17 protein-coding genes and 1 other RNA gene are annotated in these 12,747 nt (G+C 32.5%); 11 read left to right on the top strand and 7 right to left on the bottom strand.

The window, feature by feature from the left end:
- Positions 1 to 71 precede the first annotated feature (71 nt).
- Positions 72 to 446: a DUF1801 domain-containing protein gene (locus ACVCXO_RS01965; RefSeq protein WP_452227923.1), complete on the bottom strand. Its 375-nt coding sequence runs from the start codon at positions 444 to 446 to the stop codon at positions 72 to 74.
- A gap of 88 nt (positions 447 to 534) precedes the next feature.
- On the opposite strand from ACVCXO_RS01965, the gene ACVCXO_RS01960 reads away from it, so the two are divergent.
- From ACVCXO_RS01960 to ACVCXO_RS01925, 8 genes are all read left to right on the top strand, one after another.
- Entirely contained in the window at positions 535 to 1,143 is a 609-nt protein-coding gene (locus ACVCXO_RS01960; protein WP_452227922.1) for a hypothetical protein, read from the top strand.
- Positions 1,140 to 1,460, top strand: a complete 321-nt coding sequence (locus ACVCXO_RS01955; protein ID WP_452227921.1) for a hypothetical protein — start codon at positions 1,140 to 1,142, stop codon at positions 1,458 to 1,460. Before ACVCXO_RS01960 ends, ACVCXO_RS01955 begins: the two co-directional genes overlap by 4 nt.
- Complete coding sequence (locus tag ACVCXO_RS01950) at positions 1,461 to 1,916, top strand: hypothetical protein (protein ID WP_452227920.1); 456 nt, start codon at positions 1,461 to 1,463, stop codon at positions 1,914 to 1,916.
- A gap of 31 nt (positions 1,917 to 1,947) precedes the next feature.
- Positions 1,948 to 2,241 carry a winged helix-turn-helix domain-containing protein gene (locus ACVCXO_RS01945; RefSeq protein WP_452227919.1) on the top strand — a complete coding sequence of 98 codons (294 nt, stop codon included), beginning with the start codon at positions 1,948 to 1,950 and terminating at the stop codon, positions 2,239 to 2,241.
- A 57-nt stretch (positions 2,242 to 2,298) separates the two neighbouring features.
- Positions 2,299 to 3,675 carry a cell envelope integrity protein CreD gene (gene creD, locus ACVCXO_RS01940; protein WP_452227918.1) on the top strand — a complete coding sequence of 459 codons (1,377 nt, stop codon included), beginning with the start codon at positions 2,299 to 2,301 and terminating at the stop codon, positions 3,673 to 3,675.
- Positions 3,676 to 3,836: 161 nt separating this feature from the next.
- Complete coding sequence (locus ACVCXO_RS01935) at positions 3,837 to 4,139, top strand: hypothetical protein (protein ID WP_452227917.1); 303 nt, start codon at positions 3,837 to 3,839, stop codon at positions 4,137 to 4,139.
- Positions 4,140 to 4,141: 2 nt separating this feature from the next.
- Positions 4,142 to 4,519, top strand: coding sequence for a ribosomal maturation YjgA family protein (locus ACVCXO_RS01930; RefSeq protein ID WP_452227916.1), 378 nt, complete (start codon positions 4,142 to 4,144; stop codon positions 4,517 to 4,519).
- Between the two features lie 88 nt (positions 4,520 to 4,607).
- Positions 4,608 to 5,177, top strand: a complete 570-nt coding sequence (locus tag ACVCXO_RS01925) for a DUF1361 domain-containing protein (protein WP_452227915.1) — start codon at positions 4,608 to 4,610, stop codon at positions 5,175 to 5,177.
- Here the strand turns inward: ACVCXO_RS01925 and ACVCXO_RS01920 are convergent.
- Together ACVCXO_RS01920 and ACVCXO_RS01915 are read right to left on the bottom strand one after the other, a co-directional pair.
- Positions 5,174 to 5,956 (bottom strand): SDR family NAD(P)-dependent oxidoreductase, encoded by a 783-nt coding sequence (locus ACVCXO_RS01920; RefSeq protein WP_452227914.1) that lies wholly within the window; start codon positions 5,954 to 5,956, stop codon positions 5,174 to 5,176. The two genes, ACVCXO_RS01925 and ACVCXO_RS01920, sit on opposite strands and share 4 nt — an antisense overlap.
- Before the next feature lie 21 nt (positions 5,957 to 5,977).
- Complete coding sequence (locus ACVCXO_RS01915; RefSeq protein ID WP_452227913.1) at positions 5,978 to 7,180, bottom strand: NAD(P)-dependent oxidoreductase; 1,203 nt, start codon at positions 7,178 to 7,180, stop codon at positions 5,978 to 5,980.
- Between the two features lie 324 nt (positions 7,181 to 7,504).
- Between ACVCXO_RS01915 and ssrA the strand changes: the two genes are divergently transcribed.
- Positions 7,505 to 7,898, top strand: a transfer-messenger RNA (tmRNA) gene (ssrA, locus tag ACVCXO_RS01910).
- 84 nt (positions 7,899 to 7,982) lie between these two features.
- Here ssrA and ACVCXO_RS01905 read toward each other — a convergent pair.
- The 4 genes from ACVCXO_RS01905 to ACVCXO_RS01890 form a co-directional block, all read right to left on the bottom strand.
- Positions 7,983 to 8,375, bottom strand: coding sequence for a rhodanese-like domain-containing protein (locus ACVCXO_RS01905; RefSeq protein WP_452227912.1), 393 nt, complete (start codon positions 8,373 to 8,375; stop codon positions 7,983 to 7,985).
- A gap of 14 nt (positions 8,376 to 8,389) precedes the next feature.
- Positions 8,390 to 8,701, bottom strand: coding sequence for a rhodanese-like domain-containing protein (locus tag ACVCXO_RS01900; protein ID WP_452227911.1), 312 nt, complete (start codon positions 8,699 to 8,701; stop codon positions 8,390 to 8,392).
- A gap of 100 nt (positions 8,702 to 8,801) precedes the next feature.
- A complete protein-coding gene (locus tag ACVCXO_RS01895) occupies positions 8,802 to 9,422 on the bottom strand; it encodes a thioredoxin family protein (RefSeq protein ID WP_452227910.1) in 621 nt (206 codons plus the stop codon).
- Positions 9,423 to 9,535: 113 nt separating this feature from the next.
- A complete protein-coding gene (locus tag ACVCXO_RS01890) occupies positions 9,536 to 10,084 on the bottom strand; it encodes a TlpA family protein disulfide reductase (protein ID WP_452227909.1) in 549 nt (182 codons plus the stop codon).
- A 499-nt stretch (positions 10,085 to 10,583) separates the two neighbouring features.
- Here ACVCXO_RS01890 and ACVCXO_RS01885 point away from each other — a divergent pair, with 499 nt between their 5' ends.
- Positions 10,584 to 11,990 carry an anthranilate synthase component I family protein gene (locus tag ACVCXO_RS01885; protein WP_452227908.1) on the top strand — a complete coding sequence of 469 codons (1,407 nt, stop codon included), beginning with the start codon at positions 10,584 to 10,586 and terminating at the stop codon, positions 11,988 to 11,990.
- Entirely contained in the window at positions 11,987 to 12,556 is a 570-nt protein-coding gene (locus tag ACVCXO_RS01880; RefSeq protein ID WP_452227907.1) for an anthranilate synthase component II, read from the top strand. Before ACVCXO_RS01885 ends, ACVCXO_RS01880 begins: the two co-directional genes overlap by 4 nt.
- Positions 12,557 to 12,747: the final 191 nt, after the last annotated feature.

The raw sequence follows: 12,747 nt of genomic DNA, 5'->3' as shown, positions 1-12,747 counted from the left end.
CTTTTTTCAAGGAGGAGAGTGAATTTCAAATTTAAACTAAAAGAAATTGGAAACAAAGAGGTCGTTTTTGTTTACTTTCTTTTATAAAAGCTTTTGTCTTTGTTTATATACACTTCTTGAAGGATTCCTATAAAAACGGTATCCTCAATTTCTTCCAAAGTCCTATAGCGCAAAGACTTTACTAGTTTGCGGTTTTCACTAACTAAATATACTTCGTACTTTTTAGACAAATGTGCTGCATGCCAAAAACCAACATCTACAAATTCCTTTTTAGCACTAGCATTTAAATAACAAATAGGTTTGTTATTTATATAGTAACAAGGAATTCGCCATTTAAACTTGAGCTCCGCTTCTGGCAATGTATGCGCTATAACCGTCTGCAAATGCATTAAAATAGAACGATATGGTTCTGGTTGATTAATTATGTATTGCTCTGCTGGATTCATAGTTTTATTAGATTCTATAAAATTAACAAAAATTTATAAGCAAACATTCAAATAATTTCACTTACTTTGTAATTCAAAGTACTTTTACATGGAAGCCAAAGATTATTTAAAAGACATTAGTGAGATTAAAAATTTAATGAATAAATCCTCCCGTTTTATTTCATTAAGTGGCTTAGCGGGAATCTTAGCAGGAGTCTATGCACTTATTGGTGCTGCAACCGCATATTGGTTGGTAACAAAACATAGTTACGGCACATTACTTCTAGATGGTTGGGTTTTTAAAACCTGTTTACTGGTTTTGGCTTTAGTTGCCTTTTTTAGTATTGTAACTGCCATTTTTTTAACCACAAGAAAAGCAAAAAAGAATAAGGAGAAAATTTGGGATGGTTCTTCTAGACGATTGGTCTTTAATTTTTTAATCCCATTAGTTACAGGAGGAATCTATATATTAATTATTCTTGGGCAACAAAAGTACGGACAAGCGGGAGCGTTAATGCTTATTTTTTACGGCCTTGCTTTAGTGAATGCATCCAAATATAGTATTGGAGATATTAGATATTTAGGAGTGATAGAAATAATTTTAGGTTTAATTTGCGCTTTATTACCCGGATATGGGTTTTTCCTTTGGGTTCTTGGCTTTGGTGTATTACACATTATTTACGGAACCATAATGTATATTAAATATGATAAGAAATGAATAAAGCAATAAAGATAGGATTAATTGCAACCATAATAGTTTATGCTATTGGCGTGTCTTACACTTACTATTCCAACCAAAAATTTAATCAACAATTTGAGCATTTGGATGTAGACAAGGATGGCGTTTTAAATAGTGATGAAAAAACAAAGACGTCTAAAGTCTTTTTAAATGCATTAGAAAAACGAAAAACAACCAATGAAGCGCTTATTATATTAGTACCAGTATCTCTATTTATTGGTGTTATTTGTTTTGGTATAACCATTCTTTTTAAGAAAATGAAAACCATTGATACCAATGAAATTAATTACCAGTAGATGAGTATTCTAATAATTCTCATACTAGCAATTCTAACCTACTTTTTATCGAAGTGGGTGTTAAAAAAGCTACATCTAGGAAACGACAAAAACAGAAAATTAGTAGCCCTAATTCCAGCTATATTTTTGAGTCCTATAATTTATTTTGGATTAATTTATTTATGGATATTTTCCATTTCGTATTATCCTTCCAATGCTTTTGACAAACAAGAATGGGAAACAAATATCGAAGAAAGATATAAAATGTCTGAAGATATAATGGAAAGCAAAATATTAATCGGAAAAACGAAAGAAGAAATAACAGCATTATTAGGAAAAGATTTTCACGAATACAACCAAAATCACATTGCCTATGACATTGGATTTATTCCTGGACTTTTTAGTATGGATCCAGACGTTTTAGACATATATTTTGAAAATGGAAAAGTAACTAAAGTGGAGCAACACCAAACCTAAATAAATAGATTCCTGCCCTAGCAAGAAGTATATGAGCATAATAACAAACATAAATAAAGCATTCGATCATCGCATTAGACTAGGCATCATGTCTATTTTAATGGTAAATGAGTACGCCGATTTTAAAATGCTTAAAGAATTGTTGGACGTTACAGATGGCAATTTAGCAAGTCATACCAAAGCGCTTGAAAAAGACGAATATATAAGTGTAGAAAAACAATTTATTGGAAGAAAACCAAACACACGCTATGCAACAACAACACTTGGAAGACTTGCTTTTAAAAAACATATAGAAGCTCTAGAAAAATTAATACATAAACAATAAAACCTTTTTTTTAATTATTTACTTTGAAATTCAAAGTACTTTACAAACACAATTATTATGGAAGAAATACAAAAACAAAACACCAACAAATTTGGCAACTGGATGAAAACATCTATAACTGCAAGAATGCTCATGATTGGCTTTTTAACCTTAATCCTATTAATACCATTATCCTTTATAGAAAGTTTAATAAAAGAACGCTCCTTTAGGCAACAAGACGTTGTAAGTGAAATAAACCAAAAATGGGGAAATGAGGTTTTAGTATATGGGCCAATCTTAAAACTGCCTTACAAAACCTACAGCGAGACAAAAACCTATAACGAAAAGACAAAAACCTATTTCAAGGAAACACAAACACATACAAACTACGCATACATATTTCCAGAAAAACTAGACACCAAAGCATCCGTAAACTCCAAAACACTTAACAGAGGCAACTTTGAATCTGCTGTATTTACAACCAACATGGATTTTTCTGGATACTATATTCCAACAGATCTAGAATCTAAAGGAATTAAAAAAGAAGATATCCTTTGGGATAAAGCAAGCGTTATCATTAAAACCTCCAACTTAAAAGGGATTAAAAGTGAAATGCTTTTAAAACTTAACGACAACACCTATTCCTTTCAAACCAATTTTAACGACGCTAATAATAACAATCACAACCATCTAGATGTATTAGAATCTGGTTTTATAAAAGCAGCAGATATTACCGAAGCTAGTAATTCTAATTTCAGTATCACCATGGCTTTTAATGGGAGTAAACAAATAGAACTAATCCCAATAGGAAAAACCACCACCATGAGCATGACATCTAATTGGGCAGACCCTAGTTTTATTGGTAACTACTTACCAAATGACGAAACCAAAGAAATTACAAAAGACGGATTTAAAGCAGATTGGAAAATTCTACATATCAATAGAGCTTTCTCACAACAACACCTCAACAAAATCCCCAACCTCAACTCTTTTGCTTTCGGAACCAAATTTATGGTTATGGTAGACGAGTATCAAAAAGCAGAACGCTCCGCAAAATATGGTTTCCTAGTCATCGGTTTAACTTTCCTAATTTTCTTCCTCATACAAAGCCTAAGCAAAATAAACATTCACCCATTTCAATATTTAATGATCGGTATCGCACTCACCATGTTTTACACCTTACTCGTTTCCATTTCCGAACACAGTAATTTTTTAAAAGCATATCTCATTGCAGGAATTTCAGTAATTGCGCTAATCACACTCTACTCCAAATCCATTCTAAAAACCTTTAAATTCCCTGTATTTATCGGTCTATCATTAACTGCATTATACACCTTTATTTATGTAATTATCCAATTAGAAAACTACGCTTTATTATTTGGTAGCATTGGTTTATTTATAATATTAGCAACCGTAATGTTTGTATCTAGAAAAATAGATTGGACTAACGGATAGGTTTTATAATAATAATTATAATTATGGCGTTACCTTTTTTTCATACCTCACAGGTTTCAAAAACCCGTCAGAATCAAAAAAGGTCGCGCTTTTCGTTATATCTTTTTTTCGTACCTCAAAAAAGGATGCCACTGCAATCGCTAACGCAAATCATAACTACAATGAAAAATTTAATTTTAACAGGAAAAATAACAGCCGCATCTAGTTTTATAATAGGCTCCATACTATTAGCCATCTATCTATATTTTGAGAATCCTAATCACTTAGAAACAACAGGAATAACTTTTATAGTCATCGCCTTTTGGGTGAATTTAATACTATGGATAATCTTAGTTATCTCGGCAATCCTTAAACCAGAATACCGAGTAGAAATATTAAAAACTTGTGGAATCATGCTCTTAAATATCCCAGTAACTTTTGGTTATTTTCTTCTTGTTTTATACGCTTTAGATAACCATTTTTAATCATGAAATTCAAACGAAACAATAAATACATAATAGCTTCCATCCTGCTTTTTGCAGTCGAAGCACTAATTGCAATCTTTTTAAAAGATGGTTTTATTCGCCATACCTTTGGAGATTATCTAGTCGTAATACTAATGTATTGTATGTTTAAAAGCTTTATAAAAACCAAACCTTTTTACATAGCAATAGCTGTATTAATTATTGCTTATGGCATCGAGTTTTTACAACGCACTAATTTTCTTGAAGTTTTAAATCTTCAAAACAACAGATTAGCAATACTTATTTTAGGAAGCACTTTTAGTATTTCAGATTTACTCGCTTACACGTTAGGCGTAATTACCATTCTTATTTTTGAACACAAATCACAAACCCATGCATAACTTAAAAAGTCTATTATTTAACCGATATAAAATCTATGCTTTCCTAACAGTATCGATGTTATTGAGTATCTTTTTACTAATGGTACGCATGAAGATTACACATACCTTTATATATATATTCTTAACATGGAATTTGTTTCTAGCGGTAATACCATATACCATTACAACCTATTTAAAAAGTAAAGTAAGCTCTAGTAAATGGCAGCTTGCTATTTGGTGTATTGTTTGGTTACTATTTTTGCCAAATGCACCTTATATTATTACCGATTTAATACATTTAAAAATAAGCGAAAACCCTATTTTTTGGTTAGATGTATTATTACTAACTACTTTTGCATACAACGGTTTAATGCTTTTCTTCCTAACGATGGTAGATATCCAAGAGTTACTTCAAAAGCACATTAGCAAAAACAAAGTAAACGGCATTACTTACTTTATTCTAGCATTAACAGCCTTCGGAATTTATTTAGGTAGATTTTTGCGCTATAACTCTTGGGATATTTTACAACATCCTTCGGCTTTATTCAAAGACATTTTATATATGGTGATTCAACCGCAACAACATCTAGAAGTTTGGCTATTCACGCTTACTTTTGGAAGTTTTTTAGCAATCAGCTTTAGTATGTTTCAGACATTTCAAAAAATAGAAAAAAATTAATCTTCTCTATTCTTTTCTTGAATCTTTCTAACAATATTAGCAGCTACTTTTCTTGGCATAAAACGAGGTAAAATCGCCAAAAATTTATTAAAACCACCAGGAATAGCACACGCTTTTCCTTTAAGCATCGATTTATACCCATAAGCAGCTACATCTTTTGCAGAAGCCATATTAAAGGTTATTTTATTGTCTTTACTATCTTCTGAAACGGTTTCTTGAAATGCTGTTTTTGTTGGTCCGGGACATAAAGCAGTAACGCTAACTCCCGTTCCTTTTAACTCGCAAGCAATAGCTTCAGAAAAAGAAAGCACATATCCTTTAGAGGCATAATAAATAGACATTAATGGTCCTGGCTGAAAGGCCGCTAGAGATGACATATTTAATATTTTTCCCGAACCACGTTTTACCATACCTTTTAAAACGAGTTTGGTTAAATGGGTTGTGGTCATAATATGCACATGCAACATGGCAGATTCACGTTCCCAATTGGTTTCTACAAAAGAACCAAACAAACCAAATCCGGCATTATTAATCAGTACATCTATTGGTGCATTATTTAAATCGTCCATGATTTCCTGTGCTATATTTGGAAGACTTAAATCTTTAGCTAATGTGGTTACGCTTACTTTAAAATCACGTTCTAATTCGGTTTTAACTCTAGCAAGATTGGTAGCGTCAATATCTACTAATACTAAATGATATGCATCTTTAGCTAATAAAAGTGTTAACTCATAACCTAATCCAGATGCAGCTCCTGTTATTAATGCTGTTTTACTCATGTGTGACTTTAAGTCTTAATATTATTTTCCGTTTACATAATCTTGTAAATACGAGAATCTTTCGGTTAGTTTTTTGTTTTCTGTGATTTTTGCTCGTTTTAAAATACCTCTTTGGTCATCATTAAAAAATGCTGGAATTACGTGTTCTAAGAACATTTCTCCAAAACCTTCACTGGCGTCTTTTGGTAGCTCACAAGGCAAGTTATCGACAGCCATAACGGTTATTGCATTTGGCGCATTAAAAGCGACTTCCGTTTCGGTTTTTGCATCATAGCCATAAAAAGGATCTGCGATAGTGGAAGCTTTTAAGGTGGAAGCTACTGGTCCGTCAACATCACAAGAAATATCTGCTACTAAATTAATTTTAAAGTCTGGTGATTTCGCATCTTCTCTGGTAAATAAATACGGCGCATTGTTACCATAAAAATGACCAGCAATAAAGAAATCGGTTGCTGCTGCATACGGCATAAAGTTACTTTCATAACCGGTAGGATCTTTATAAAAAGCCCACTTATCTCCTACTTTACCATCTTTACGTTTTGCATATTCCATCACATCTGCCATGACATAAACAGGCTCTGTAAATTTGGAGGTTAAATACAAGGCATCACTGACTTCTTTTATTTTTAAATGGTCTAGAATTTCTTTTGCTCCTTGCGCCACTTTCCCTGTTCCTGTTAAAAGAATTTTAATATTTGGAAGGGTGATTTTATCTAGTTCGGCTTTTACAGCATCCAAATCTGCAAGATTTTCTACTTTTGGTAAGTTGAATAATCCGTCACGTAAACCTAATGCTCTAAATCCGTTATACGCACCAACCAATCCTGCGTAACGCCCGAAACCAATTAATCGTGCTCCACTTTGCTTTACAATGGTTTCATGATCATACATTTCGATGTTTCTTTCTAGCATTGCTAAAAGTAACTTTCTATTGTACGGTTGTTTTTTGATGGTATGCGAAAAGTAAAAATATTTTTTATTCGGAATTAAATTATCGATTGGCACTTCTTTTACACCAATCATAACATCTGCGTCGGATACATCTTCGGTCACCTCAAATCCTAATGCTTTATATGCGGCATCTGGAAATACGCGAATATCGCTAGACTCTACAACAAAGGCTGCTTGTGGGAATTGTGCACGAGCTTCGGCTAGTTTTTCTGGTGAGAAAACCACACGTCTATCTGGTGGGTTTTTGCGTTCTTTGATGATGGCGAATTTCATTGCAAATTTATTTTTTCATTCTCACAAAAGTGGGAATCTTATGTTTATACTATTGGATTCATTCTAGCTACGAGTTCACGAAAATTTGTCAGGAACATGTTGTTGGAATAATTTTTGCACTAAAGTAATAGGAATTGCGAGGTTATACAAACTTTTTAATAACTTTGCATTTGTAAACCGATGCTTTTGTGTAGGTTTGCGCGCGTTAAGGATTGCAGCGACATCCTTTTGCTTTTTTCTAGCAAAAGATATAGCGGAAAGCCTGACGCATTTTTGCCCTAAAAAGCAAAAATGAGTAACGCACTAATTACCATTACAAATTTTGGGGTCGACTGGTTTTGACAGCGAGATTAATGAAACGGTAAGCACGTCGAGTAATGAGATTATACTCGTAAATACTTATTTCAACTTTTTAAACGGCGAGAATAACTACGCTTTAGCTGCATAATCTGAATTATAGTAAGATTAAGCCTCGTCCTACTAGGTAGGAGAGCTAAATGTCTCCTGAAAGCCTTAGTTAATGGCGTTCTATTAGAGGCATCGTAAAAATTGACTATGATTGTGTTGCGCTTTGAGGCACTTTCAAGATAAAGAAGATAAGTTGTAAGTGGGTTGTCTTTAACCAGCTTGCAATCGAAAACCCAAGAAAAGAATAAACGTGTAGAAAGCCCTTTGGTTACTTGTTTGGACGAGAGTTCGATTCTCTCCGACTCCACATTAAAAAACCTCAACAAATTGTTTATCCAATTGTTGAGGTTTTTACTTGTCAACGAGTAGTCAACAATGCTAATTTCATGTAATTTTACTGCTTCACAGCCAACCCATCATGTTTCCATCGGGATATTCCACCTTCTAAATCGTAGATTTTTGTGAATCCTGCTTCCTGAAGCTTTTCAGCACATTTAGCGCTTCTTCCTCCAGAATGACAATATAATAAAACTGGCTTTTCTTTATCTAGCTTTAGAATATCTTGAGCAAAAGTTGGTGATTTATAATCTATGTTTTGCGCATTATCAATATAGCCGCTTTTAAACTCTTTTGGAGTTCTTACGTCTACCAATTGTACCTGACCCATTTTTAAAAGGGATTGCATTTCTTGGGTAGAAACTACTGTTATGTTGCTTGTATTCGCTTCTTTACAACCAAAACTACTAAAAGTCAGTATTGCAAGCACTAGTATGGATAAATGTTTCATTGGTTTGTTTTTTCTTAGTTAGTTACATCTCCAGTCCACTCACTAAATCCGCCCAATAGGTTTTTTGTATTTTCAAAACCTAGCTGATTCATGATCGCACAAGCTTGTGCACTTCTTCCTCCAGATCTACAATATACGTAAAAGGTCTTACTTTTATCTAGAGCTTCTACTTTACTCATAAACTCTTGTGGCTGATAAATATCTATTATTAATGCATTTGGTATAATACCTTCGTTTGTTTCTTCTTCTGTTCTAACATCTAATATTACTGCATTTTCATCTTGCTGTAATTCTTCCTGCCATTGTTGTTGTGTTAAATCTGCCATTTTTTTATTTTTTTACAAAATTAAGATTTCTTTAGTTAGTAGACGAAAAAAAATCCGAAGTATTACTACTTCGGATTTTTTTTACTCTTTTTATTGCAACTTATACTTTAATAGAACAACCAATTGCTCTAGTTTCCTTCTCTTCTATTTCCTTTCCATGTAATAAAGCATCTACAGCATTCTCTACATATTTTTTGCTCACGGAAGCTTCATCTTGGTAATTATCATCTATTGCTCCAATATACTTTACTTCATTTCCTTTCTTCGTTTTTTGAAGAATATAAACGTGTGGCGTTTTTGTTGCTCCGTATTGCGGATATATTTTTTGTCCGCGATCCATTAAATATGGAAACGTAAACCCTTTTGCTTTTGCTCTTGCTTGCATAGCTTCTAATCTATCTCCAGGTTTTACATCTGGATTATTAGGCATAATAGCAATTACAGGATATCCCTTATCTGCGTATTTTTTATTTAAAGCTTCTACTCTATCTTCGTAAGCAACCGCATACGGACAAGTATTACATGTAAAAACGACAATAAAACCTTTGGCTTCATTATAATCTTTCAAAGAAACCATATTACCATCTATATTCTTTAACGAAAAATCGGTAGCAATATCTCCTATTTGGTAACCAGGATTTACACTTGTCTTGTTTTCAGTAAATGCGCTTACTAGCAATACAATTGCTAATGCGGAAACTATTTTAATGGCCTTTTTCATAATTATTTTATTTGATAAATTTATTTATTGCAATGTTATCTCCTCACCTATTGTTTGAGATTTCTTTTAAAATTGTCGTTTTCGCTTAAAGCGGAATTAAAAGCTAAAAGATGCTACTTAAGAAATGTATCTACTTCTTTCTTTAATTCTTCATAACTGAAGGATTTCTCGTAAAACGCACGTTTTTCTTTGTTATAAATCACTGTTGCTGGTAATGCACCAGACCATTCTTCACTCACTTTAGGAATCCATGTATTGGAATCTGGATCGTTTAAGGCAACCACCTTCGATTTTAGTTTATGCTTTACTATAAAAGGTATTAATTTTTTCTTGTATTGCTTCGGAAAATCTAAACTAACCAACAACACTTCTACATTTTTACTTTTATAAGCTTCATTTATTTCCTCAAAATGAGGTAACTCTTTAATGCATGGAGCGCACCAAGTAGCCCAAAAATTTACAACATAGATTTTATCATCTTTAATATTCAAAAACCCTTCAAATGCATCAAAATCATACACCGCAACATTAGGGACTTCAAAATTAGAGACTTCGGATGTGACCTTCTCTTTTTCAAGATTAGCAGAAACCTCACGGTCTTGGTTTTCTTGCTTACAACTTACAAACAAAATAAACACGATACATAAAACTCTTAAATTCATAAACATAAAATTATACATTACAAAAATAAGCACAAGTACCTTTAACAAAAGTTTAATTTGACTTTTATATTTATTACTACCTTAAAAGCTCATAATAATCAAAATATTTTCTAACTTACAGCTAACTTAAAATAATGTTACTAGATAAGGTTCGATTAATAGCTAACAATTCACTCTTTACAAACTAGTAACAACACAAACTACCATGAAAATGGTAGTTTTTTTTATATAAAACATTGGTAGTTTATATTTAGATTTATATCTTTGTTTTTTAAATAAAAAATAATTGAATACTATTTTAAATAATACTTGGTGGTGGAACTCTCGAAACGCAATCTTCGTGAACTAACGCTATACCGTATATTTAATTAAAATATCAAAAAAGGCTTGTCATTCACGACAAGCCTTTTTTTTTATTCTGAACTTGAGTCAGAACCTTTTTAACCAATTAATGATATCTCATAAAAGAAAGAGATACTGAAATAAATTCAGCATAAAAATGAAAACATTCAGTCTGTATACACATTATAAAAAAATACTAGCAGATACAATTACTCCTGTTAGTATTTACTTAAAAATAAGAGACAAATACCCAAACAGTATTCTATTAGAGAGTAGTGATTATCATGCAAACGACAACAGTTTCTCCTATATCTGTTTTAATCCTATTGCATCTATTAAAGTAGAAAACGAGGAGATAGAACAACATTTTCCAGATGGGAGTTTCAAAAAAAACTATACCAAAAATATTTCGGTAACCGAAGAGATTGATAAATTCACACAGCGTTTTAAAGTGAATTCTCAAGAAAAATTCAAATTTATAAACAATGGTATTTTTGGTTACACGGCTTATGATGCGGTTAAATATTTTGAAGATATAGAAATTTCAAAAAAAGAAAACTCTATAGAAATCCCAGAGATTTACTATGCCGTATATCAAAACATTATTGCTATAAACCACTTTAAAAACGAAGCTTATATTTTTGCGCATTGTCATAATACAGAAAATAATATAGATGAAGTACTTCAGTTAATAAAAGCGAAGAATTTTGCATCTTATAAATTTTCTAAAAATGGCGAAATCACTTCCAACCTTAGCGATGAAGAGTATAAATCACATGTAGAATTAGCAAAAAAACATTGTGCGCGAGGGGACGTTTTTCAATTGGTACTGTCTAAAAAATTCTCACAAGACTATAAAGGAGATGAATTTAATGTATATCGCGCTTTACGAAACGTAAATCCTTCGCCTTACTTATTCTATTTCGATTATGGAGATTTCAAGATTTTTGGAAGTTCACCAGAAGCACAGTTAATAGTTTCCGATGGTAAAGCAGAAATTCATCCTATTGCAGGTACTTTTAAACGTACTGGGAATGACGAGAAAGATACCGAATTAGCAAAACAACTTGCCGTTGACGACAAGGAAAATGCAGAACACGTGATGCTAGTCGATTTGGCTAGAAATGATTTAAGCCGGAACGGAAGCCAAGTAAAAGTAGAAACCTATAGAGAAGTTCAATTTTTCTCGCACGTTATTCATTTGGTGAGTAAAGTCATTGGTGAAAAACACAAAAATGTTTCTACCATGCAAGTCGTTGCAGATACTTTTCCTGCAGGAACCTTAAGTGGCGCACCAAAACATAAAGCGATGCAGCTTATTGAAAAATACGAAAAAACGAGTCGCGCATTTTATGGTGGTGCCATTGGTTTTATGGATTTTGAAGGTAACTTTAATCATGCTATTATGATTAGAACATTCTTAAGTAAAGATCATACACTGCATTGGCAAGCTGGTGCCGGAATTGTTTCTAAATCCAGTCCGGAAAACGAATTACAAGAAGTATATAATAAGTTAGGTGCATTAACAAAAGCTATAGAATTAGCAGAAAAAATTGACCGATGAAAATAAAAGTATTAGTAATAGATAACTACGATAGCTTCACCTACAATTTAGTACACTATTTAGAAGATTTAAATTGTGAAGTAACCGTAAAAAGAAACGACAAACTGACTTTAGAGGAAGTAAATGCTTTTGATAAAATTGTACTTTCTCCAGGACCAGGAGTTCCTGACGAAGCAGGTTTATTAAAAGAAATCATAAAAATGTATGCACCAACAAAAAGCATTTTAGGTGTTTGTTTAGGACAGCAGGCTATTGGAGAAGTTTTTGGAGGAAAATTAATTAATTTAGAAGAGGTTTATCATGGTGTTGCAACCAACATTACAGTAACCGTGGATGACGAATCCCTTTTTAACGGATTAGGTAAAACATTTCCTGTTGGTAGATATCATTCTTGGGTTGTAGATACTAATTTACCAGAAGTTTTAGAAGTTACTTCTTTGGATGAAAACGGACAAATAATGTCGCTACGTCATAAATTTTATGATGTTCGCGGTGTACAATATCATCCAGAATCGGTTTTAACGCCAAACGGAAAACAGATCTTAGAGAATTGGGTGAACCATTAGTAGTAGTAGTAGTATTTACTCCTGTCCATCTTGAATATCCATATAAGATGTCACTTCGAGTGATTTTTGAAGCATGAAAAAATAGCATCGAGAAGCAAAATTAGTTCTCGATGCCATTTAAATAAAAAATAGAAATCACTCGAACGAATAAAAATAAAGTAACGCAAATTCAATTTAAAAGATTTCCGCCT

The sequence above is a fragment of the Lacinutrix sp. MEBiC02404 genome (assembly GCF_053601575.1).
The sequence above is the reverse complement of the archived record's forward strand: the minus strand, read 5'-3'. Positions and strand labels throughout refer to the sequence as shown.